The organism is Parahaemophilus parainfluenzae (assembly GCF_001053575.1).
Taxonomy (GTDB): domain Bacteria; phylum Pseudomonadota; class Gammaproteobacteria; order Enterobacterales; family Pasteurellaceae; genus Haemophilus_D; species Haemophilus_D parainfluenzae_S.
In genome coordinates, this window is sequence record NZ_JVSL01000017.1 from 17,053 (window position 1) to 40,046 (window position 22,994).

General features: G+C 39.8%; 24 protein-coding genes. 13 read left to right on the top strand and 11 right to left on the bottom strand.

Annotation, left to right across the window (positions count from 1 at the left end):
• Positions 1-102: 102 nt before the first annotated feature.
• Positions 103-939, bottom strand: coding sequence for a KPN_02809 family neutral zinc metallopeptidase (locus tag AC979_RS02165; protein WP_005699634.1), 837 nt, complete (start codon positions 937-939; stop codon positions 103-105).
• A gap of 177 nt (positions 940-1,116) precedes the next feature.
• Between AC979_RS02165 and lysM the strand changes: the two genes are divergently transcribed.
• The 8 genes from lysM to rplA all read left to right on the top strand — a co-directional run bounded on the left by lysM (position 1,117) and on the right by rplA (position 7,435).
• A complete protein-coding gene (gene lysM, locus AC979_RS02170) occupies positions 1,117-1,557 on the top strand; it encodes a peptidoglycan-binding protein LysM (RefSeq protein WP_049372689.1) in 441 nt (146 codons plus the stop codon).
• Positions 1,558-1,770: 213 nt separating this feature from the next.
• Positions 1,771-3,069: a trigger factor gene (tig, locus tag AC979_RS02175; protein WP_049369843.1), complete on the top strand. Its 1,299-nt coding sequence runs from the start codon at positions 1,771-1,773 to the stop codon at positions 3,067-3,069.
• 145 nt (positions 3,070-3,214) lie between these two features.
• Positions 3,215-3,796 carry an ATP-dependent Clp endopeptidase proteolytic subunit ClpP gene (gene clpP / locus AC979_RS02180; protein ID WP_005695224.1) on the top strand — a complete coding sequence of 194 codons (582 nt, stop codon included), beginning with the start codon at positions 3,215-3,217 and terminating at the stop codon, positions 3,794-3,796.
• Between the two features lie 9 nt (positions 3,797-3,805).
• Positions 3,806-5,044, top strand: coding sequence for an ATP-dependent protease ATP-binding subunit ClpX (gene clpX, locus AC979_RS02185; protein ID WP_005698128.1), 1,239 nt, complete (start codon positions 3,806-3,808; stop codon positions 5,042-5,044).
• Positions 5,045-5,165: 121 nt separating this feature from the next.
• Positions 5,166-5,582: a preprotein translocase subunit SecE gene (secE, locus tag AC979_RS02190; protein ID WP_049372690.1), complete on the top strand. Its 417-nt coding sequence runs from the start codon at positions 5,166-5,168 to the stop codon at positions 5,580-5,582.
• Between the two features lies 1 nt (position 5,583).
• Positions 5,584-6,141: a transcription termination/antitermination protein NusG gene (gene nusG, locus AC979_RS02195; protein WP_005695227.1), complete on the top strand. Its 558-nt coding sequence runs from the start codon at positions 5,584-5,586 to the stop codon at positions 6,139-6,141.
• A gap of 171 nt (positions 6,142-6,312) precedes the next feature.
• Positions 6,313-6,741 (top strand): 50S ribosomal protein L11, encoded by a 429-nt coding sequence (rplK, locus tag AC979_RS02200; RefSeq protein WP_005695228.1) that lies wholly within the window; start codon positions 6,313-6,315, stop codon positions 6,739-6,741.
• A gap of 4 nt (positions 6,742-6,745) precedes the next feature.
• Positions 6,746-7,435 carry a 50S ribosomal protein L1 gene (rplA, locus tag AC979_RS02205; RefSeq protein ID WP_005695230.1) on the top strand — a complete coding sequence of 230 codons (690 nt, stop codon included), beginning with the start codon at positions 6,746-6,748 and terminating at the stop codon, positions 7,433-7,435.
• A 155-nt stretch (positions 7,436-7,590) separates the two neighbouring features.
• On the opposite strand, the gene AC979_RS02210 is transcribed toward rplA, so the two are convergent.
• The 7 genes from AC979_RS02210 to eno all read right to left on the bottom strand — a co-directional run bounded on the left by AC979_RS02210 (position 7,591) and on the right by eno (position 13,767).
• Positions 7,591-8,736: an iron-containing alcohol dehydrogenase gene (locus tag AC979_RS02210; RefSeq protein WP_049372691.1), complete on the bottom strand. Its 1,146-nt coding sequence runs from the start codon at positions 8,734-8,736 to the stop codon at positions 7,591-7,593.
• 48 nt (positions 8,737-8,784) lie between these two features.
• Positions 8,785-9,966, bottom strand: coding sequence for a glutathionylspermidine synthase family protein (locus AC979_RS02215; RefSeq protein WP_049372692.1), 1,182 nt, complete (start codon positions 9,964-9,966; stop codon positions 8,785-8,787).
• Positions 9,967-9,968: 2 nt separating this feature from the next.
• Complete coding sequence (locus tag AC979_RS02220) at positions 9,969-10,595, bottom strand: hypothetical protein (protein WP_049372918.1); 627 nt, start codon at positions 10,593-10,595, stop codon at positions 9,969-9,971.
• 7 nt (positions 10,596-10,602) lie between these two features.
• On the bottom strand, positions 10,603-11,310 hold the full coding sequence (locus tag AC979_RS02225) for an HAD-IA family hydrolase (RefSeq protein ID WP_049372693.1): 708 nt from the start codon (positions 11,308-11,310) through the stop codon (positions 10,603-10,605).
• 8 nt (positions 11,311-11,318) lie between these two features.
• Positions 11,319-11,738 carry a DUF2251 domain-containing protein gene (locus AC979_RS02230; RefSeq protein WP_049372694.1) on the bottom strand — a complete coding sequence of 140 codons (420 nt, stop codon included), beginning with the start codon at positions 11,736-11,738 and terminating at the stop codon, positions 11,319-11,321.
• Positions 11,739-11,746: 8 nt separating this feature from the next.
• Positions 11,747-12,385 carry an NUDIX hydrolase N-terminal domain-containing protein gene (locus AC979_RS02235; protein ID WP_049372695.1) on the bottom strand — a complete coding sequence of 213 codons (639 nt, stop codon included), beginning with the start codon at positions 12,383-12,385 and terminating at the stop codon, positions 11,747-11,749.
• A gap of 71 nt (positions 12,386-12,456) precedes the next feature.
• Positions 12,457-13,767: a phosphopyruvate hydratase gene (gene eno, locus AC979_RS02240; RefSeq protein WP_049372696.1), complete on the bottom strand. Its 1,311-nt coding sequence runs from the start codon at positions 13,765-13,767 to the stop codon at positions 12,457-12,459.
• Positions 13,768-14,054: 287 nt separating this feature from the next.
• Here eno and AC979_RS02245 point away from each other — a divergent pair, with 287 nt between their 5' ends.
• Positions 14,055-15,824 (top strand): DUF4153 domain-containing protein, encoded by a 1,770-nt coding sequence (locus tag AC979_RS02245; protein WP_049372697.1) that lies wholly within the window; start codon positions 14,055-14,057, stop codon positions 15,822-15,824.
• Positions 15,825-15,955: 131 nt separating this feature from the next.
• Here AC979_RS02245 and AC979_RS02250 read toward each other — a convergent pair whose 3' ends face one another.
• Together AC979_RS02250 and pyrG are read right to left on the bottom strand one after the other, a co-directional pair.
• On the bottom strand, positions 15,956-16,891 hold the full coding sequence (locus AC979_RS02250) for a glycosyltransferase family 2 protein (protein WP_049372698.1): 936 nt from the start codon (positions 16,889-16,891) through the stop codon (positions 15,956-15,958).
• Between the two features lie 122 nt (positions 16,892-17,013).
• A complete protein-coding gene (pyrG, locus tag AC979_RS02255; RefSeq protein WP_049372699.1) occupies positions 17,014-18,651 on the bottom strand; it encodes a glutamine hydrolyzing CTP synthase in 1,638 nt (545 codons plus the stop codon).
• A 258-nt stretch (positions 18,652-18,909) separates the two neighbouring features.
• Between pyrG and glmU the strand changes: the two genes are divergently transcribed.
• From glmU to ispH, 3 genes are all read left to right on the top strand, one after another.
• Positions 18,910-20,280 carry a bifunctional UDP-N-acetylglucosamine diphosphorylase/glucosamine-1-phosphate N-acetyltransferase GlmU gene (gene glmU / locus AC979_RS02260; RefSeq protein WP_049372700.1) on the top strand — a complete coding sequence of 457 codons (1,371 nt, stop codon included), beginning with the start codon at positions 18,910-18,912 and terminating at the stop codon, positions 20,278-20,280.
• 116 nt (positions 20,281-20,396) lie between these two features.
• Entirely contained in the window at positions 20,397-20,888 is a 492-nt protein-coding gene (gene lspA / locus AC979_RS02265; RefSeq protein WP_049372701.1) for a signal peptidase II, read from the top strand.
• Positions 20,885-21,829, top strand: a complete 945-nt coding sequence (gene ispH, locus AC979_RS02270; protein ID WP_049372702.1) for a 4-hydroxy-3-methylbut-2-enyl diphosphate reductase — start codon at positions 20,885-20,887, stop codon at positions 21,827-21,829. Before lspA ends, ispH begins: the two co-directional genes overlap by 4 nt.
• A gap of 48 nt (positions 21,830-21,877) precedes the next feature.
• Here the strand turns inward: ispH and copM are convergent, their stop codons facing one another.
• The gene (copM, locus tag AC979_RS02275) at positions 21,878-22,249 is read right to left on the bottom strand and encodes a CopM family metallochaperone (RefSeq protein WP_049357924.1); all 372 of its coding nucleotides are present in this window, start codon (positions 22,247-22,249) and stop codon (positions 21,878-21,880) included.
• Positions 22,250-22,380: 131 nt separating this feature from the next.
• Here copM and rdgB point away from each other — a divergent pair, with 131 nt between their 5' ends.
• Positions 22,381-22,980 carry an RdgB/HAM1 family non-canonical purine NTP pyrophosphatase gene (rdgB, locus tag AC979_RS02280; RefSeq protein ID WP_049372703.1) on the top strand — a complete coding sequence of 200 codons (600 nt, stop codon included), beginning with the start codon at positions 22,381-22,383 and terminating at the stop codon, positions 22,978-22,980.
• The last annotated feature ends 14 nt before the right edge of the window (positions 22,981-22,994 follow it).

The following is a 22,994-nucleotide window of genomic DNA, read 5'->3' on the forward strand; positions in this document are numbered from 1 at the left end:
CTTAACACCATAAAGAAAAAGAGCGGTCAAAATTGACCGCTCTTTTTTTATGCTGAAATGCACAGAAATAAAAAAGGCTGACATGAATCAGCCTTAAAGATTTTATTGGTTAAAAGTATTACACACAGAAGGATTAGCGCTTTGTAAGCCTTTTCTAAACCATTCTAGACGCTGTGCAGATGTGCCGTGAGTGAAGCTATCAGGCACCACATAACCTTGGCTGCGTTTTTGTAAACGGTCATCGCCCACAGCTTCTGCTGCATTAAACGCTTTTTCTTCATCACCGCGTTCAAATAAACCACTTTTTACCGCTTGGCTCGCCCAAACACCGGCGAAGCAGTCAGCTTGAAGTTCTAATTGAACAGAAAGTTGATTTGCAGTTTTACGATCGCTGCTTTGTTGTGCGCGATTCACTTGCGGCAGAATGCCGAGCATATTTTGTACGTGGTGACCAACTTCGTGTGCAATCACATAAGCAAAGGCTGAATCACCTGCTGCACCCAGTTTATTTTTCATTTCGTTATAGAATGATAAATCAAGGTAAACTTTGCGATCGCTCGGGCAGTAGAATGGACCCATTGCAGATTGACCCGTACCACAAGCGGTCGGCGTTACACCATTGTAAAGCACCATGGTTGGCTCGCTATAGGTTTTACCCATTTGTCTGAAATATTGTCCCCAAACGGTTTCAGTATCTGCTAATACAACTTTAGAAAGACTCGCAAGCTGCTGTTCTTCTTGGGTTTCTAATTGTTGAGAGCTTTGTCCTGAAAAATCAGGCGTACCCACTAAGCCTGAAAGATCCACACCATAATAAGCGCCGACTAAAAGAATGATAATACCGAGTACACCGGTGCCTTTTCCGCCACCGAAGTTACCGCCGCCAGAGCCACGTCTATCTTCAATATTTGAGCTTTCTCTACGACCTTCCCAACGCATAATTTGTCCTTTCTGAGTGAGTAAATTAAAAATCGGCGTATTCTATCAAAGTGCGGTCAATTTTAGATCAGTTTTCTTGAAATATTTACATAGCTTTACACTCTGATTTATAGACTTCTTAAGGGAATTTCAGTATCGTAATACTCCCTTAAACAAACATACAAAAGGAACTTTAAAATGGGTTTATTTGATTTTGTCAGTGACATTGGTAAGAAAGTTTTCTCTAAAGAAGAAGATGTATCTAAAGCAGTGACGCAACACATCGCGGAAGACAATCCAGGCGTGGAAAACTTATCGGTTACCGTTGAAAATGGTGTAGCAAATATCCAAGGTGTTGCATCAACCGCAGCGGCATTAGAAAAAGCAGTATTAATGGCGGGTAACATTCAAGGCATCCATTCAGTAACCAGCGATGCAAGCATCAATAACGGCGAAACCTTAGGCAGTGATGAAACATTCTATGTAATCCAAAAGGGTGATACCTTGTGGAAAATCGCAGAGAAAGCTTATGGAAACGGTGCGAAATACACCGCAATCGTTGAAGCAAACAAAGAAGTGATTAAAGACGCGGATAAGATTTTCCCAGGTCAAAAAATTCGTTTACCGAAAGGTTTATAATTCGATAAAAAGTGCGGTTATTTTTGACCGCACTTTTTTCTTTATCAAAAATTGTTGATAAATTGTGCAATTTTAGCTAGTTTTCTATTGAATTTTCTGGTTTCTATCGACTGTTTGATTTTCTTTCGCTATAATTTGGCGGTTTTTTATTTTTACAAACAATAACGTGTTCGGTGTGGTTTTTACCGAGTGCAACATTAATTGAGGTTACAAATGTCATTAAATATTGAAACAACTCAAGGTTTAGAGCGTCGTGTGACGATCACCGTTCCAGCTGAAGCTGTAGAAAAAGCAACTCGTGAAGAATTCAAACGTGCAGCAAAAAATGTACGTGTTGATGGTTTCCGTAAAGGTCACGTGCCAGCTCACATCATTGAACAACGTTTTGGCGCATCAATCCGTCAAGATGTATTAAACGATCTATTACCACGTCATTTCTTTGATGCAGTCATTGCTGAGAAAATCAACATCGCAGGTCGTCCAACTTTCGCTATCGAAACGTTTGAACCAGGTAAAGATTTATCATTCACAGCAACTTTCGAAGTATACCCAGAAGTTGAATTAAAAGGCTTAGAAAATATCAAAGTTGAGAAACCAACTGTTGAAATCACTGAAGCTGATATCGATAAAATGATTGAGGTATTACGTAAACAACAAGCCACTTGGGTTGAAAGCAAAGCCGCAGCGAAAGCAGATTCTCGCGTAACAATCGACTTCGTTGGTTATGTTGATGGCGAAGAGTTCGAAGGTGGTAAAGCAACTGATTTCGTTCTCTTCATGGGCCAAGGCCGCATGATTCCTGGTTTCGAAGAAGGTATCGTAGGTCACAAAGCAGGCGAACAATTCGATATCAATGTGACTTTCCCAGCGGAGTACCATTCTGAAAACTTAAAAGGTAAAGATGCAAAATTTGCGATCACCTTGAAAAAAGTAGAAGAAATGGAATTACCAGAATTAACAGATGAATTCGTTGCTAAATTTGGTCCAAACACCAAAACTGTGGCAGATTTACGTGCAGAAATCCGTAAAAACATGGAACGTGAATTGAAAAACGCATTAGTTTCACGTGTTAAACAACAAGTAATCAACGGTTTAATCGAACAAAACCCAATTGATGTTCCAGCTTCTGCAGTAGAAGAAGAAATCAATGTATTACGTAACCAAGCTGCACAACGTTTCGGTGGCAATGCGCAACAAGCGGCACAATTACCACGTGAATTATTTGAAGCTGATGCAAAACGTCGTGTTCAAGTCGGTTTATTATTCTCTGAAGTGATCAAATCAAACGAATTGAAAGCGGATGAAGAACGTGCGAAAGCAATGATTGCGGATATCGCTTCTGCTTACGAACAACCAGCAGAAGTAGTTGAATATTACAGCAAAAATGAAGAGTTAATGAACAACATTCGCAACGTAGTATTAGAAGAACAAGCAGTTGATGCCGTTCTTGCTAAAGCTCAAGTGACTGAAAAAGCGTCTTCATTTGATGAGATTATGAATCCACAAGCATAATAATTGATAGAACGTGAATTAAATTCACAGGCATATCATCGAAAAGTGCGGTTGTTTTTTTCAATGAAAAGCGACCGCATTTTTGTTTTTACTGATTTTCGGGTAGAATATTGCCCGATTTTTTAGCACATATTTAGGGGCAAAAATGAGTGTAATTCCTATGGTTGTCGAACAAACCTCTCGTGGTGAACGTTCGTACGACATTTATTCCCGCCTATTAAAAGAGCGCGTGATCTTCTTGAGTGGTGAAGTAGAAGATCGTATGGCAAACTTGATCGTGGCACAGCTACTTTTCTTAGAATCAGAAGATCCGAAAAAAGACATCAATATTTATATTAACTCACCGGGTGGCTCGGTGACTGCGGGTATGGCAATTTACGATACCATGCAATTTATTAAACCGGATGTGCGTACCCTTTGTATTGGTCAAGCTTGCTCAATGGGCGCATTCTTACTTGCGGGTGGTACAGCAGGAAAACGTGCTGCATTACCGAATGCACGAGTAATGATTCACCAACCGTTAGGTGGTTTCCGTGGACAAGCATCCGATATTCAGATCCACGCCCAAGAAATTTTAAAAATTAAACAAACCTTAAACGAGCGTCTTGCTTTCCATACTGGCCAAAGCATTGAGCGTATCGAAAAAGACACCGATCGTGACAACTTTATGTCGGCGGAAGAAGCAAAAGCTTACGGCTTAGTGGACGATGTGTTGATTAAACGTTAAGGATTTAACATGACAACAAATGATAACGATCTTCACTGTTCTTTCTGCGGAAGAGAGAAAAGTGAAGTAGGTAAATTAATTGCAGGTACAGATGGTTATATTTGTAACGAGTGTATCGAGCTTTGCCACAGTATGTTAGAAGACAGTGGTGAAATCGAAACACCTAGCGAACTGGCAGTTGAAGAAAAATTACCAACCCCACACGAAATTCGTGCTCACTTAGATGATTATGTGATTGGGCAAGATTATGCGAAAAAGGTCTTGTCAGTGGCGGTTTACAATCACTATAAACGCTTACGCACGAATCACCAAAGTAATGATGTGGAATTAGGTAAAAGTAACATCTTGTTAATTGGTCCAACAGGTAGCGGTAAAACCTTATTAGCACAAACCTTAGCGCGTCGTTTAAATGTACCTTTTGCTATGGCTGATGCGACGACGTTAACCGAAGCGGGTTATGTGGGCGAAGATGTGGAAAATGTTCTGCAAAAATTATTGCAAAACTGCGATTACGATACAGAAAAAGCAGAGCAGGGCATTATCTATATTGATGAAATTGATAAAATTAGCCGTAAATCAGAAGGCGCATCTATTACTCGCGATGTGTCTGGTGAAGGTGTGCAACAAGCCTTGTTGAAATTAATTGAAGGCACTATCGCATCTGTACCACCACAAGGTGGACGTAAACACCCACAACAAGAAATGTTGAAAGTGGATACTTCAAAAATCCTCTTTATTTGTGGTGGGGCATTTGCTGGCTTAGATAAAATCATCGGTAAGCGTACACAAACTGATACCGGAATTGGTTTTGATGCGAAAGTAGAGAAAGAAGAAGAGAAAGAAAATCTTTCTGAATTATTCCGTCAAGTTGAGCCGGATGATTTAATGAAATTTGGTTTGATTCCAGAGTTTATTGGTCGTCTTCCTATGATTGCGCCATTAAGCGAATTAGATGAAGAAGCGTTGATTCAGATCCTGACTCAACCGAAAAATGCACTGACCAAACAATATCAAGCATTATTTGGCTTAGAAGATGTAGAGCTTGAATTTACACCAGAAGCATTGAAAGCGATGGCGAAAAAAGCCCTTGAACGTAAAACCGGTGCGCGTGGTTTACGCTCAATCGTTGAGGCTGTATTGTTAGATACGATGTATGATTTACCTTCAATCGAAAACTTGCAAAAAGTGATTGTGGATGAAGAAACCATCGTTGATAACAAACCACCAAAACTTGAATATAAAAATTAACGGAAAGTGCGGTTGTTTTTTCTAACATTTTTCATAGGCAATTCCGAAAGAAAATGCTACAATCGCACGTTCTGAAATTAATCTAAAAATTATTTATCCCTTATTTTATACGGATTCAATTATGGCAACTGAAATTGTTGAGAAAAAGAAACACGACCAAGAACAAGTCGTAGAAGGAAAATCAAAAGGTCTAAACACGCTTCTTTGGATTCTTTCTGTGGCATTTTTTACCGCTGCAGCAATTGGTAACGTTTATTTTAAAGACGCCTTCTCTTTACCTGTACGTGTAGTTGGCGTAGTTGTCGCCTTATTAATTGCCTTTGGTTTCGCTGCAATTACCAACCAAGGTACAAAAGCACGTACATTCTTTAGCGAAGCAAAAGTTGAAGGTCGTAAAGTGGTATGGCCAACTCGTGCAGAAACACGTCAAACCACTTTAATCGTGATTGCGGTAACCGTGCTTACCTCTTTATTCTTCTGGGCAATTGATTCAATTATCATTGCATTGATTAACTTCTTAACTGATTTGAGATTCTAAAATGAGCGAAACTGAAAACGTATCCAAAAAACGTTGGTATGTATTGCAAGCATTCTCAGGCTTTGAGAGTCGTGTTGCAATCACCTTGCGTGAATATATCAAACAACAACAAATGGAAGATCAGTTTGGCGAAGTGTTAGTGCCGACTGAAGAAGTCGTTGAAAACGTAGCAGGTAAACGTCGTAAAAGTGAACGTAAATTCTTCCCTGGCTATGTATTAGTTGAAATGGCAATGAACGATGACACATGGCACTTAGTGAAAAGTGTACCACGTGTAATGGGTTTTATTGGTGGTACACCAGATAAGCCAGCGCCAATTTCTAAACGTGAAGCAGATTTAATTTTAAATCGTTTAGAGCAAAGTGCTGAAAAACCACGTCATCGTAAAGAATATCAACCAGGTGAAGAAGTACGTGTGACAGAAGGTCCATTTGCTGACTTTAATGGTACGGTTGAAGAAGTGGATTACGAAAAAGGCCGCTTAAAAGTGTCTGTATCTATCTTCGGTCGTGCAACACCAGTTGAGCTTGAATTTGGTCAAGTGGAAAAAACACGTTAATTTCCCTTTGCCAAAATAAGAAATTTAATGACCGCACTTAAAAAATAAAGTGCGGTTGTTTTTCGAGTAGTTTTTCTGCTTGAAATTTCGAGGCTGATTAATTAAAATACAGCCTTTCATTAACAGGGGAGCCGATTTCGGCGTTATCACCCATTTAGAGGAAACTAAAAAATGGCAAAAAAAGTCCAAGCATACGTTAAGTTGCAAGTTGCAGCTGGTATGGCAAACCCATCACCACCAGTTGGTCCAGCATTAGGTCAACAAGGTGTGAACATCATGGAATTCTGTAAAGCATTCAACGCTCGTACTGAGAGCATTGAAAAAGGTTTACCAATTCCAGTTGTTATCACTGTATATGCAGACCGTTCATTCACTTTCATTACTAAAACTCCACCAGCAGCAGTATTATTGAAAAAAGCTGCAGGTATCAAATCTGGTTCAGGTAAACCGAACAAAGATAAAGTGGGTAAAGTAACTTTAGATCAAGTTCGTCAAATCGCTGAAACTAAAGCAGCAGATATGACTGGCGCGACTATCGAAACTAAAATGAAATCAATTGCTGGTACTGCTCGCTCAATGGGCTTAGTGGTGGAGGAATAATACGATGGCTAAATTGACTAAAAAAATGAAAGCAATCAAAGCTGGCGTAGATTCTACTAAAGCATACGAAATCAACGAAGCAATCGCGTTATTAAAACAATTCGCAACGGCTAAATTCGTTGAAAGTGTTGACGTTGCAGTAAACTTAGGTATCGATCCTCGTAAATCAGACCAAAACGTTCGTGGTGCAACTGTATTACCACACGGTACTGGTCGTGAAGTACGCGTAGCTGTGTTCACCCAAGGTGCTAACGCAGATGCAGCTAAAGAAGCTGGCGCTGATTTAGTCGGTATGGAAGATTTAGCAGAGCAAATCAAAAAAGGCGAAATGAACTTTGACGTTGTTATCGCTTCTCCTGATGCAATGCGTGTTGTTGGTCAATTAGGTCAAGTATTAGGCCCACGTGGTTTAATGCCAAACCCTAAAGTTGGTACCGTAACACCAAACGTTGCTGAAGCAGTTAAAAATGCTAAATCTGGTCAGATCCGTTATCGTAACGATAAAAACGGTATCATCCACACAACAATTGGTAAAGCAAACTTCTCTGAAGTTCAATTAAAAGAAAACCTTCAAGCATTATTGGCTGCTTTAAACAAAGCAAAACCAACTACTGCAAAAGGTATCTTTATCAAGAAAGTAAGCATCTCTACAACTATGGGTGCTGGTGTGGCTGTTGATCAAGCTTCACTATAATTAAGCGTTAAAACTTAATTCAAATTAACCGCACTTTGGGTAACTAAAGTGCGGTTATTTTTTACATGCTTTTCAATCAGTGAAATGTTGAGAATATAAAAAGAGCGGTCAAATTCAAAATACAATGAAATTTGACCGCTCTTTTTTATGAGAGATTACTTCGCTAAAGCGAAAATGGCTTCAATAGCTTCTTTAGTATACGTTTTTTCCACTTTCGCTCTGATTGCAGTTTGAGCCGCATTTTCAATAATTTCGGCTAAGGTTTCATCATCAACACCAAGTTGTTCAAGACGAGTTGGTGTACCGATTTTATCAAACCAAGCTTTTAAGGCTTGAATACCATCTTCAGCCTTATCTAAACCAAATATTTCTTTAGCAAAGCGTTTGAATTGAGCAGGTCTTTGAGATTGATACCATTGCATCCACGCAGGCATAATCACGGAAAGGCCCGCGCCATGCGGCACATCTGAAATCGCACTCATGGAATGCTCAATCATATGATTTGGGAAACCATAAGGTGAGATACCTAAATGCGTTAAACCATTTAACGCAAGTGTAGCCGCCCAGGCAAATTCACCACGTGCATTGAGATCTTGTGGATTATTGAGCAAGATTTCAGTCGTACGAATAACGGTTTTAATATTGCTTTCTACTAAGAAATCAATAATTTCAGGGCGATATTCCGCCGTGAAATAGGCTTCAATCGAATGAGCGATGATATCTGCAGCAGAATACACTAAATAATCACGACTAACGGTCGCTTGTAATTTCGGATTAATGACTGATACTTTCGGAAATAAATAATTGCTGTGAATTGAATATTTTTGCTGCGTTTCTTCGTTAGTAATGACTGAGCCCCAGTTCATTTCACTGCCTGTTGCTGCAAGGGTGATCACATCGAAAATCATCAATGCTTTTTGAACTGGTGTGCCTTTAAAGAAGTCCCAAGTATCGCCGTCATAGCATGCACCAGCTGCGATCGCTTTCGCACTATCAAGGCAAGAGCCACCACCGATACTCAACACGCTGTCAGCTCCAAAGTCTTTCGCCATTGCAACAGCTTCACGAACTTTGCTGATTGTCGGGTTGCTTTTTACGCCACCACATTCAATGTATTCAATGCCATGCTCACGCAAACTTTTTGCCACATCTTCAAATAAACCGGATTGTTTGACACGCTCACTGCCATAGATAATTAAGGCCTTTTTTGCACCGTATTCGTGCATATAATTACCCATCTCCTTTTCTTTATCGAGGCCAAATTCAATGCGAGTAGGGTTTTGAAAACTAAATGGATACATATTTATCTCCTTATTATCTGTTAAGTGCGGTCAATTTTGGCGTAGTTTTTATTCCACAAAATAGTGCGGAATGAAGTGGCTATCATTGCCAGTAACTGGGGTAAAATCTTCTCTTAATCCAATGCCACAAGCCACATCACCCACTACCCAAGAACCAATCATAGGGTACATACCATCAAAATTTGGCAGTTCAAATTTTTGTTGATAGATGTAACCTGCTTGATCGTAAAAGGCAGAATGTTCGCTACCTTTGGCGGCAAATTCTAGACCATTACGTTTTTCATAGTAAGAAACATTGGCGCCTTCACGGCCTAAGGTTGGTTTTTTCACCCATATTGATTGGCGATCTGTAATATCATGCTTGCTAAAGTAAGCGGGTAGTAATAATGGATGATTTGGATGTTTTTGCCATAATTTCGCTAATAGCACTTTATTGCTTAATAGTAATTTCCACGCCGGTTCAATAAAGGTGGTGGATGAATTAAGCATGTGTGGTGCATATTCTGTCGTGGTCATCCATTCAAGCGGATAGAGCTTAAATAAACAATCAATAGGCTGATTATTCAGATCGAGGAATTGCTGACTGTCTTTATCGTAGCCCACATCTTCAATAGCGAGCTGATGAATATGCCAACCTGCGTTGTAAGCCACATCCGCCAAGTAATCAATATTGCCCCAATCTTCACGGCCTGCTTCTTGCATGGCACTAAAATGGAAATCTTTTAATCCAGTTTGCTGTTGAATAAACTGAAAGCGATTAAGCAATTCTTCGTGAATCCAATTGAATTGGTCACGATGCGCTAAGCCTTCAATTTGCTCTAACCATTGCCATTGCACCACAGCCGCTTCAAGCAGGGAAGTAGGGGTGTCGGCATTGTATTCAAACATTTTCAGGTTTTCACCGCCATAACCAAAATCAAAACGGCCATATAAGTGCGGTACGTTTTTAGCCCATGTTTGTTCAATCAGATTTTTCTGTAAATCGGTGAAGCGATAATGGGCATAATCACCTTGTTTAATTTCATCGGCAACAAAGTCCATACACATCGCGTGCAATTCGTTGGTGGCGTCTTCAATACGATCGATTTCCGCTAGGGTAAATTCATATGCTACATTGTCCGACCAATAATGCGAACAATCAGAGGAAGGCAGATTATAGTAATCAAAGCCCACATCTAATAATTGTTGCACCATATTAGGACGAGTAGGAAAGCCCGTGATTCGTTTCATATTTAACCACCTGAGCTACGGCTGCTGCTTGAGCTAGAGCTTTTAAAGCCACCGCGTGAAACCGGTTTGCTGTAAGTGCTGCCTGCATTACCTTTAACTAATACAGGCTTACCGACAGAACGATTAGTTTGCGGTTGAATAACTTGACCCGTTGGCATTGAGACGGCACGATTGCTTGGATTGTAGCTAGGGCCTAAAAATGAACCCATCGTACGCGCGATCATATAACCCATTGCGGCGCCTGCAATCGCACTGCCCATACTACCGTGTCCTTCTCCTGTTGCAGAGCTCGTGTGGCCTGTTCCCTCAGAACCGTTTGAATTGCTAGAGTGAGTTGCACCATCAGGATTTAAGGTTTGTTTGACAGTCTGATTGTCTTCTGACCATTCACTATTATTGCTTGGACGTGTATTTAAATTGCCCGAGAGAGAGGAACCAGATCCAGCATGTGCAGTTGTACCGCTGTTATTTTCATTAGATTGGTCAGCTTCGCATAATTCGATTTTTTGCCAATCGGCTAAACAATCCTCAAGACTGTTATAAACATCACGTTGAACTTGCTCTTCTGAGCAGCCGCCCAATAAAGCCACAATGGAAAGGCTGACGAGAACTTGATTTTTCTTTTTCATCATAGGGTTAAAGTGTTAATAATTCAGTTAAATGATTGATTTCTAATGTAGGCAAAACACTTGCTTCAGTAAATGAATTGAGGTTTTTGCCCGATAAATTAATCCATACAGCTTGGCAGCCAGCTTGAATAGCGCCTTGAACATCCGTGGTTAAGTTGTCACCGATGTGTAAAATTTCACTTGGTTTTACGCCAAAATAATGGGCGGTTTGGTGGAACAAATCTTGATGAGGTTTCGCTCTGCCTTGCTCTCCACCACGTAAGTTCAGCTGAAAGTGTTCAAACCCAATACGTGTTGCAACCACATTACCATTGGTTATCACGCTCAATAGGTAACGCTCTTTAAGTTGGTTTAATACTTCAATGCTTTCAGTGGGCACATCGATTTTGTGTCGCCATTCAATAAATTCTTCCATCGCGAGGGCCAAAGTGCGGTCAATTTCAACCGCACTTTTACCATGATGCGCAAGTAAGTTGCGTAACGTTTCGACACGCCAGGCAATCACATCTTCAGCAATCAAGGGATCTTTCTCCGCCAGTTGCCATTTACATTCTCGCCAATATTCTGAGGTAAGATCGCTCAGTTGTGCGTGTTCTTGCACACATTGAAGAAAGCGTTCTTCGGCCAAACGGATGACATCACTGTTATCGTAAAGGGTATCATCAAGATCAAAACTCATGACTTTGAAAGGCTGAAGACTGCGGTAAAATCGCATAGTAAATCCTATTTAATGGTATTCACACCAAGCCATGCGATCGCACGTTCATTGGTAATTTCTTCGTGTGTCCACATGCTCATTAAGTCAGGCTGAGGATGCTTGTTGGTGTTATAGCCGATCAAATGAGCAAAATCAAATACAGCGTGTGGATAGCCGTTAATAAGCAATAAGGCTAAATAACCACTCTCATCCCAGCAGATTTCTAATTTACGGGCTTCATGATGATTGCGAGTGTTATCAACGTTATAAACGTGTAAGGAATCGACAATCGGTTGTGCGTTTTGACGCATATCTAACGCATAAAAATAGCCAGTTTCGCCGTCATCTTCAAACATCACTGCCAGATGATCGTGCACAGTCGAGTGTGTGCCGACTTGCTTTGGTTGACCGAGAAATAGTTGATCTTCGAGGGTTAAATGTAACATGGTATTTCCTAATCAAATTGTGTAGTCCAGTGACTACTATGGTGTGCCTGAAAGCAAAGTTCAACCTGTGCGGGCGTATTTTTTTCTTCATTCATTGGTGGCAGTTCATTTAATGCAAAATAGGCAGATTGAACGGTTTCACTATTTGGTTGAAATTCACCACTTAATGGTTCGCACATGACGAAGGTTTTGAGTACAGGATGCGCAAAAGGCGGAAAATTGCGTTTATGTTGTTCGTGAATAGCAATAATGAAAGTCGGTTCAACATTAAGCCCCGCTTCTTCGCGTACTTCTTTAATCGTATTACTATGAATGGTTTCTAGCACATCTATCCAGCCGCCAGGCAGTGACCAAAGCCCATCATTTTCTTGTACTAATAAAATTTTATCATCTTTGAAAATAGCTGCGCGCGAATCGATTTTAGGGGTTTGATAACCAGCCCCATTGCAGAAAAACGATTTGACAGTTTCTTTGGATATTGCTGTTTTATAAGCGAGCATTTCAGCAGACAAATCCCGCAAACGTTCATAGCGCTCAATATCATAGATATTTTTGCAATAAGTTAGCCCGTTTTGTGCAATGCTTTGGATTTCGATCGCCCAAGATAGCCAAGGTTCAGTAAGAAGTGAATCAGATTGTGTCTTCATAAAAACACCTTAAAAAAACACCGCACTTTTGTGCAAAGTGCGGTGAGATTTTACAGTAAATTCAGCGTGAATTACGCTTGACCTTTAACCGCTTTTAAACCTAAGAACGGAGCTGGTGTACCAGCGCGTTCTAATGCTTCTTCGATACGGATTAATTGGTTGTATTTCGCAATACGGTCAGAACGGCTCATAGAACCAGTTTTGATTTGACCTGCTGCTGTACCAACCGCTAAATCAGCGATAGTCGCATCTTCGGTTTCACCTGAACGGTGAGAGATAACTGCTGTGTAACCTGCATCTTTAGCCATTTTAATTGCTGCTAAAGTTTCAGTTAAAGAACCGATTTGGTTGAATTTGATTAAGATAGAGTTTGCGATACCTTTTTCGATACCTTCTTTTAAGATTTTGGTGTTAGTTACGAATAAGTCGTCGCCCACTAATTGAACGCGGTCGCCTAACACTTTAGTTTGGTATGCGAAACCATCCCAGTCAGATTCATCTTGACCATCTTCGATAGACACGATTGGGTATTGTTTAGTTAACTCTTCAAGATAGTGTGTGAACTCTTGAGAAGTGAATGAACGGCCTTCGCCTTTCATTTCGTATTTGCCAGTTTCTTTGTTATAGAACTCAGAAGATGCACAGTCCATTGCTAAAGTGACGTCTTTGCCTAATACATAACCTGCTTTTTCTACAGCTTCTTTGATACATGCTAAAGCGTCAGCGTTAGATGCTAAGTTAGGTGCGAAACCACCTTCATCACCTACAGCCGTGCTCATGCCTTTAGATTTCAATACTTTCGCAAGGTTGTGGAATACTTCAGCACCGATACGAAGTGCTTCGCGTAATGTTTTCGCACCAACTGGTTGAATCATGAATTCTTGGATATCAACGTTGTTATCTGCGTGCTCACCACCGTTGATGATGTTCATCATTGGTAATGGCATAGAGTAAACGCCTGGCGTACTGTTAAGTTCTGCGATGTAAGCGTAAAGAGGTAAACCTTTAGACGCAGCTGCTGCTTTTGCGTTTGCTAAAGATACAGCTAAGATTGCGTTTGCACCGAAGTTAGATTTGTTTTCAGTACCGTCTAAATCGATCATGATTTGGTCGATTTCAGCTTGGTTAGACGCTTCTTTACCCACTAATGCATCTGCGATAGGACCGTTTACAGCCGCAACCGCTTTTAATACACCTTTGCCTAAGAAACGAGATTTGTCGCCGTCACGTAATTCTAATGCTTCACGAGAGCCAGTAGATGCACCTGATGGAGCAGCTGCTAAACCAACGAAACCACCTTCAAGATGAACTTCAGCTTCTACAGTTGGGTTACCACGAGAGTCGATGATTTCACGACCAATGACTTTAACGATTTTTGCCATTTTGTTTTCCTCTGTTTAAAGTTAATTAAAATTAGTTAGGCGAACCTAAAACAGGAATATAATAAAGCAAATTTAGAAATTTGTCTTGGAAAAATGACCGCACTTTGATCTGCGTCTTGTTTTTCAATAAAGTGCGGTGAGTTTTTGTCTCTTTTTCGCCAATTATTTCTTTTATTTCAGTGGAATTGCCTTCAAAAGTTGGTTACAGTTGCACGAAATTTCATATTATTTTACGACGAATTATTTATTCTTAATTGAGACTTTCTTGCATTGAAAAAGGAATCATTATGTCTCTTTCGACTTTTTTTCACCAAACCAAAACACGAATAAAATCAGCGATATCAACTCATCCGATTGAAATCTTCATGATTGCTACGTTTGCTCTTGGGATTTGGTTTGTGGATATGAATTCAGAAAAAGATCATTTAGCTTATTGGCTATTTGAGCCCATGCTGTTTGCCTTTGTTTATTTGTCTCGTCCTTATGCCTGGTATCGTTTTTCGTGGGTTGTGCCGCTTGTTGCCATTTTCACCATTTGGCAAGTGAATGATAATGCTGATTTTTATGCTTATAGCCCTAAGTTTTGGGGCGCTCAATTTATTGTATTATTGATATTATGTGGCTTTCCATTTGTCAGAAACAATCAAGCCTTTACTTATCGTAATTTTACGACGCTATATTACATCACGTCATCCATTGCTGGCTGGGGGCTCGTCTCTGGTTTGGTAGCTGCAATTTTGGCTTCAATCAGTGCATTATTTAACATTGATTTTAGTGAATGGTTTCAAAAGCATCTTTATTCTTCAATTACCGCATTTTGTCTTCCTTTGTTCTTTTTGGTCTTTCAACAGCGCCAAGAAAATATAGGGATGACGCTAAATCGTAGCGTTGAAATTTTAGTAAATTTTATCTTAGCGCCAGCCTTAATGATTTTTACTGTTCTACTTTATGCTTATGTGGGCAAAATTATCTTAGCAGGGGCGTTGCCAAAAGGAATGGTGTCGAATATTGCGTTACCTTACTTAGTTGTAGGCTTAGGTGTTTACGCTTTACGTAGTATTAGTGTTAAAGCAAATTGGGACAGTTTCTTTAAGTTTTTCCCATGCCTTTCCATTGTGCCCATTGTACTGCTATGGTTGGCAATTGACCGTCGAATTAGTGCCTATGCTTGGACTGAACAACGGATTTATTTAGTGGCATTAGCCTCGGCGATTACGGTGGCTTATGCCATTTTAATCATCCCTAAAATTCGTCAATATCGTTTGATTTCTGTCGTTGTGATCGCGGCCATTTTTGCCATGACTTGGGTGGTGGAACCAAAAGAAATCACTTATCAAAGCCAAACGGAACGTTTTGAGCATTTACTCACAAAGCTTAATTTATCTGATGGGCAAGGAAAAATTCGTGATGATGTGGATTTTTTAAGTCGTTTAGAAAATATGCCCGAAAACGAACGCCAAGATTGGAATGAATTAGATGATGTATCTGATTATTTAGTCCATCGTTTGGACTTAGGGCCTTATGACAGCTCTAATTATGAAGAGAAACGAAAAGCCTTTGTACAAAGATATGGTGAAAAAGCGAATGAACTGATTTCATTGGATGTTTATGAGCATTCTTTCCGTATCAATGATAGCGACATTATGGCTCTGCAAAATAGTCCGGTTAGAGAAGCTGAGTTTGAATGGTCATCAATTGATGTGAGTTCGTATAAAAAATGGATACATGTGCCAGTCTATCAATTCTATCGTGTGGACGATAACAGCTCGAAAAAAGAAGAGAATGAGCCAAAAGAACGAGCCGAAGTTTGTTTTGTTGAAGAACATGATAGATATTGTACCGATATGGATCAGCATATTAAACAGGTCTTTCAACAACATTATTTAGATTCAATGAAAAAACTGGCGGAATCAGATCTTAAACTAATTAGCAAAGACTTACTAAAAATTGATGCGCCAAGTTTTGCTATCTATTTAGGTTCACTTGAAATGCAATTTAGTCAAGAAAAGGGCTATCACTACAAGGAATTAACCGTCGAAGCTATTTTTGAGAAATAGGTTAGATATGTAAAGTACGGTGATGTTATTGCAAAAAATTTGGCTAAAAATGACCGCACTTTGAGATTAAACTAATAAAATTTCCCCAATCCTATTTAGATTGGGGAAGTTAGATAATGGAAATCAAAGAGTTATTGAACGTGTTGATATAAAAGTTTTTTCAATAATTGGATGCGTTGGTCTAAAATGCTGAACATCGTATGTCGATCTTCTCCAAATAATGAAATCTCACAAGTAGATTGAACCTTATCGTAAGCCGAAAATGCCATTTCAAACTCTTCCTTGCTGAGTTTAATGGATTTCTCGTGTAATGTTCGGCTTAGCAAGCTCACTTCTTTCGATGTTAATTCTGGAAATAAATGACTGATCCAGAGTTCCATCGAGTATTGAACGGCTTCACTCATTTTTTCTTGTTTTTTACTTTCTTGCCCTGGATGTAGTCGATAAAGCAATAAGGGCTCTGGTAAATTCGCAAATGCCTTTTTGTGTAATGCGCATTGTACCCACATATGAAAATCGGGCGCAGTGGCGGTTTGTGCATAATTGATGTTGAGCGCTTTGATACTAGAATGTCGCCACATTGAAGAGGGATTAATGATATTGTCACGAGCTAAAGAAAAATGTGCTTTTATATCTTTATCTAAAAGAGGAAGTGTACTTACTTTAGACATTTTATCAGTTTGCCCATCATTAAAGAGAAGTGCATTACTTCCTAAAATATCAATTTCGGGATGCTCATCTAAATATTGAACTTGTTTTTTAAAACGATGTGGCACACAAATATCATCGGCATCCATACGTGCAACATATTCCACATTCATATAGTTAAGCATATCCATGGCAAATTGCATGACAGCAGGTTCACCTTGGTTTTGAGGTAAATGGTAAACACGTAAGCGAGCATCTTTTGTCGCATAGCTTTCGAGAATGTCACCTGTGTTATCAGTAGAAGCATCATTAACTGCCAGAATACAAAAATCACTAAAGGTTTGATTCAACAATGAATCTAAACATTCAGTGAGAAAATTTTCTGCATTATATGCGGGTAAAATAACAGCAAGTTTCATTTTTAGTTATCCATTATTAAATGAGTGAATAAGGCGCAGATGATATTATTCCCTATTAATACAAAGTGCGGTCAAAAACACAAGAGTTTTTGACCGCACTTGTTTATGGAATTATCAGCAAATTACTTTTCAGTTTTTAACTGATTTTCTCTGGCTGCTTTGACAAAGCCTTCGAATAATGGGTGGCCATCACGTGGCGTTGATGTAAATTCTGGATGGAATTGACATGCTACAAACCATGGGTGGTTTGGTACTTCAATAATTTCCACTAATTTACGATCCGCAGATAAGCCAGTCACTTTAAGGCCCGCTTTTTCAATTTGTGGAAGCAGGTTATTGTTCACTTCATAGCGGTGACGGTGACGTTCTTCAATGGTTTCTTTGCCATATAATGCACGCGCTTTTGAGCCTTCAATTAAATGACATTGCTGTGCCCCTAAACGCATCGTACCACCGAGATCTGAATTGTCGTCACGGGTTTCAATGTGGCCTTCCGCATCTTGCCATTCTGTAATCAAACCCACAACAGGTTGCTCACAGTGACGATCAAATTCAGATGAGTTGGCTTTTTCAAGACCAGCGACATTACGCGCGTATTCGATTAACGCAATTTGCATCCCCAAACAAATGCCTAGGTAAGGAACATTGTTTTCACGCGCATATTTTGCGGTCAAAATTTTGCCTTCTACACCACGATAGCCAAAGCCGCCCGGTACTAAAATACCATCGACACCTTTTAATACATCAGTGCCTTTGGTTTCAATATCTTGAGAATCAATGTATTTGATATGCACGCTTAAACGGTTTTTCAAACCTGCGTGTTTTAAGGCTTCATTCACTGATTTATAAGCGTCTGGTAATTCAGTATATTTACCTACCATACCTATGGTCACATCGCCCACTGGGTTTGCTTCTTGATAAAGCACTTGTTCCCATTCTGAAAGATCCGCTTCTGGACAGTCTAAGTGGAAACGTTGGCAGATGAATTCATCCAAACCTTGTGATTTCAATAACGCAGGAATTTGGTAGATTGAATTTACATCTTTTAATGAGATGACCGCACGTTCTGGTACGTTACAGAATAAGGCGATTTTTGCACGTTCGTTTGGTGGAATCATGCGATCTGAGCGGCAGATAAGCACATCTGGCTGAATACCAATCGAAAGTAATTCTTTTACAGAATGTTGGGTTGGCTTGGTTTTCACTTCGCCCGCCGTTGGGATGTATGGCACTAACGTTAAGTGCATAAAGAGAGTATTCTCACGGCCGACTTGTACGGCAAGTTGACGAAGTGCTTCTAAGAATGGAAGCGATTCAATATCACCCACTGTTCCGCCTACTTCCACGATAACCACATCATGGCCTTGTGCGCCGGCAATCACGCGATCTTTAATTTCATTGGTGATGTGTGGGATAACTTGAATTGTCGCACCTAAATAATCACCACGACGCTCTTTGCGTAATACTTCAGAATAAATTTTACCTGTCGTGAAGTTATTGCGTTTTGTCATTTTAGTACGAATAAAACGCTCGTAGTGACCTAAGTCTAAATCGGTTTCCGCCCCGTCTTGTGTCACGAATACTTCGCCGTGTTGAGTTGGGCTCATTGTGCCCGGATCCACGTTGATGTAAGGGTCTAATTTCATAATAGTCACGTTTAAGCCACGTGCTTCTAAAATTGCTGCCAATGATGCTGCAGCAATACCTTTACCTAACGATGAAACCACGCCGCCTGTGACGAAAATATAATTTGTAGCCATAGTGAGAGACCTAAAATGTTGGGATAAAAATGATTATAGCCAATCATCTTTTATGCAAATTTGTGCAGAATGCTGAAAAGTGCGGTCAAAAATAAAAGAAAAAGATGATTAGCTATCAAGACGGGAGGATAGTTTACAGGATTTGAGATTTTTATACAATCTTGTCTTGTCAGGAATGTATGAAAATTAAATGGCTTATCATATTCTCCATTCTACGATAGAATACGCCCAAATTTTTTATAAAGAAGAGAAGAATTTATGACAAATAAAGCATTAAGCGTGGTGATTTTAGCGGCCGGTAAAGGCACTCGTATGTATTCTGATTTACCTAAAGTCTTGCACAAAGTGGCAGGTAAACCGATGGTAAAACATGTGATTGATACGGCAAATCAATTAGGTGCAGAAAACGTGCATTTAATTTATGGTCATGGTGGCGAATTAATGCGTGAACGTTTGGCTAATGAAAGCGTGAATTGGGTATTCCAAGCGGAACAGTTGGGTACAGGACATGCTATGCAACAAGCAATGCCTTTTTTCCGTGATGATGAAAATGTTTTAATGGTGTATGGCGATGGTCCAATGATTACACCAGAAACATTGCAAAAATTAATCGATGCGAAACCTGAAAATGGTATTGCAGTGTTAACGGTCGTATTAGATAACCCAACGGGTTATGGTCGAATCGTACGTGAAAATGGCAAAGTTGTAGGGATTGTTGAACAAAAAGATGCAACGCCTGAGCAGCTTAAAATTCAAGAGATTAATACAGGTGTGTTAGTTTCAGATGGTGCAAGTTTCAAAAAATGGTTAGCGCGTTTAGATAATAATAATGCACAAGGCGAGTTTTATATTACTGATGTAATTGGCTTAGCTCATCAAGATGGTTGTCCGATTGTAGCTGTTCAAGCAACTGATTTTATGGAAGTTGAAGGGGTCAATAATCGCCTACAATTAGCCAAAATGGAACGCTATTATCAACGTAAACAAGCAGAAAAACTTTTACTTGCAGGCGTGATGTTGATTGACCCTGAGCGTTTTGATTTACGCGGCACATTAGAGCACGGTAAAGATGTTGAAATTGATGTGAACGTAATTGTGGAAGGCAATGTGCGCTTGGGCGACCGTGTAAAAATTGGTGCAGGTTGTGTATTGAAAAACGTGACTATTAGTGATGATGTTGAGATCAAGCCTTATTCTGTTTTAGAAGATGCGACAATTGGTGAGAAAGCGGCGATTGGTCCGTTCTCTCGTTTACGTCCAGGTGCTGAATTAGCCGCTGAAACCCATGTAGGCAACTTCGTGGAAATTAAAAAATCCACAGTAGGTAAAGGTTCTAAAGTAAACCATCTCACTTATGTGGGTGATACTGAAATCGGTGAAAACTGTAACATCGGTGCGGGGGTGATTACTTGTAACTATGATGGTGCGAATAAATTTAAAACAATCATTGGTAACAATGTGTTTGTGGGGTCGGATACGCAGTTAGTTGCACCAGTTACCGTGGCAGATGGTGCAACTATTGGGGCAGGTTCAACGATTACTCAAAATATTGAGAAAGATGAGCTGGTGATTACTCGCGTGCCACAACGTCATATTCAAGGTTGGCAAAGACCGGTGAAGAAAAAGTAATTAACATTGCAAGGCGAACCAATGTGTTCGCCTTTTATAATTTGATGCCTTTTACTTTATAAAGGCTATTCGAGTTGTTAAAATCATCGTCCATTTATAAAGACAGATAATTTCCTATGACAAAAAATAAAACAGGACTATCATTCCTTTGGCTAAGTGCGGTCGCATTTATCCTTGATTTACTGACCAAATATATTGTAGTGCAACGCTTTGATCTCTATGAAAGCGTAAACATATTGCCCATTTTTAATTTAACCTATGTGCGTAACTATGGTGCAGCGTTTAGCTTTTTAGCTGAGCATGATGGTTGGCAGAAATATTTCTTTATCGTGCTAGCAATCGGGATTTCTTTAATGCTAGCGTACTTTATGAAAAAGAATTCTGCAGAACAAAAATTACAAAACTCAGCTTATGCACTGATTATCGGTGGCGCATTAGCCAATATGGTGGACCGTGCGTATAACGGTTTTGTGGTGGATTTCTTCGATTTTTATTGGGATATTTATCATTATCCGGTATTCAATGTGGCAGATATTGCAATTTGTATTGGTGCGGGTTTATTAGCATTAGATGCCTTTAAAGGTGATAAAAAGAGCGGTCAAAAATGAAGATAATTTTAGCTAACCCTCGTGGATTTTGCGCGGGTGTCGATCGTGCCATTAGCATTGTTGAATTAGCACTTGAAATTCATGGCGCACCGATTTATGTGCGTCATGAAGTGGTGCACAACCGTTTTGTGGTGAATGGTTTGCGTGAGCGTGGGGCGATTTTTGTAGAAGAATTAAGTGAAGTGCCAGATGGCGCCATTGTGATTTTTTCTGCTCATGGTGTGTCACAAGCCGTTCGGCAGGAAGCGAAAGATCGTCAGTTAAAAGTATTTGATGCAACTTGTCCGTTGGTAACCAAGGTACATATGCAAGTGGCTCGAGCGAGCCGTAAAGGGACGAAAGCGATTTTGATCGGACACAAAGGCCATCCAGAAGTGGAAGGCACAATGGGGCAGTACAACAACGAGGAAGGTGGTATTTTCTTAATTGAAAGCGTGGAAGATATTGCTCGTTTGCCGGTTCAAGAAAATGATGATTTAACCTTTATGACGCAAACCACACTTTCTCTTGATGATACGGCAGAAACTATCAGTGCATTGAAAGACAAATATCCTGCTATTCAAGGCCCACATAAAAACGATATTTGCTATGCCACAACCAATCGTCAAGAAGCGGTGCGTGAATTAGCAAAACAATGTGATTTAGTGGTTGTTGTAGGTTCTAAAAACTCATCAAATTCTAACCGTTTAGCTGAGTTGGCATCACGTATGGGCGTGAAATCAAAATTGATTGATGATCCAAATGATGTGGCAGCAGATTGGTTTGAAGGCGTTGAAACAATTGGTGTGACTGCGGGGGCTTCAGCACCAGAAGAGTTGGTGCAATCCGTGATTGCTCGATTAAAAGAATTTGGTGCGGATAGTATCGAAGAGCTTCAAGGCTTAGAAGAGAATATGTTCTTTGAAGTGCCAAAAGAGCTACGAATAAAAGAAGTAAACTAATTCTATTAAAAAAGTGCGGTTAATTTACCGCACTTTTTTTGTGTTATTTTATTTTTTATTGTGCACTTTAAGCCATTTTTGCATTTGTTCAATTTCTGCTTGTTGAGCGTTAATAATATTCTCAGCAAGCTTACGCATCTCAGGATCTTTTCCGTATTTTAATTCAACTTCCGCCATTTTTACTGCGCCAATATGGTGTGGCAACATACCTGCTGCAAAAGCAACATCAGGATCTTTATATTGTGCAGCTGCCATCATGTCTTGATGCATTTGACTCATACCTTGCATTAATTCTTGTTGCATTGCAGAATCTGTCGACATTGGCATATTCATGTGTGCTTGATGCGGTTGTTCATTAGCTTGGGCATAAATTGAAACTGCAGCAGCGCTAAGTGTGATAAAAGTCATAAGTTTTTTCATGTTTTTCTCCTATGTGATAACTGAATGAGCACCAATCATAAACTTTGACCTAAGGTTAAGGTCAATATTTATTCCGAAAATTTTTGGTGAGATGCTAAAATAAGACAATGTTTGATATGAGGGACAGAATCATGAAACAAAAAATTGTGCTTGCCACAGGTAATAAAGGCAAAGTAAAAGAAATGGCGGATGTATTAGCCAATTTCGGTTTTGAAGTGATTGCTCAAACGGATTTAGGCATCGAAAGTCCAGAGGAAACGGGCTTAACGTTTGTCGAAAATGCGATCCTTAAAGCACGCTATGCGGCTGAAAAATCAGGGTTACCGGCAATAGCGGATGATTCCGGTCTCGTGGTGGATGCGTTAAATGGTGCGCCAGGATTGTATTCTGCACGTTATGCGGGTGTAGATGGTGATGAAGCCGATGCGAAAAATCGTGAAAAATTACTGGCAGAATTAGCTGATGTTCCAACTGAACGTCGCCAAGCAAAATTTGTGAGTACGATTGTGTTATTACAACACCCAAGTGATCCTTCTCCAATCATTGCTCAAGGTGAATGTGATGGTAAGATTATTTATGAAGAGAAAGGTGAAAATGGCTTTGGTTATGATTCGCTCTTTTTTAGCCCAGAAAAAGGCTGTACTTTTGCAGAATTAGAAACCGTAGAGAAAAAGAAAATCTCTCATCGTGCGAAGGCATTAGCTGTTTTAAAATCAAAATTAACAGCCTAAAGTGCGGTTGATTT